Raw genomic sequence first — 268 nt, 5'->3', positions numbered from 1 at the left:
CTCTAATAAAATTTTACCACCAGCCAGTACCGCCATATTAGGGCATAGTTCAGCCACATCTTCTACTATGTGGGTTGATAATATAACGACTTTTTGCTCGCCTAAGCTTACTAACAAGTTATGAAAGCGATTTCGCTCTTCAGGGTCTAGCCCTGCAGTTGGTTCATCAACGATGAGTAAATCAGGGTCACCTAATAAGGCTTGTGCAATACCAAAACGCTGGCGCATTCCGCCCGAAAAGCCACTTACCGCTTTTGAGCGATGCTGA

1 protein-coding gene is annotated in these 268 nt (G+C 44.8%); it reads right to left on the bottom strand.

Going from position 1 to position 268, the window contains the following annotated elements:
* The coding region (locus SB756_RS30610; RefSeq protein WP_410913309.1) for an ATP-binding cassette domain-containing protein at window positions 1-268 on the bottom strand (268 nt) is incomplete at both ends.

The organism is Pseudomonas sp. SIMBA_068, from assembly GCF_046534705.1.
Taxonomy (GTDB): Bacteria; Pseudomonadota; Gammaproteobacteria; order Pseudomonadales; family Pseudomonadaceae; genus Aquipseudomonas; species Aquipseudomonas putida.
The sequence above is the reverse complement of the archived record's forward strand: the minus strand, read 5'-3'. Positions and strand labels throughout refer to the sequence as shown.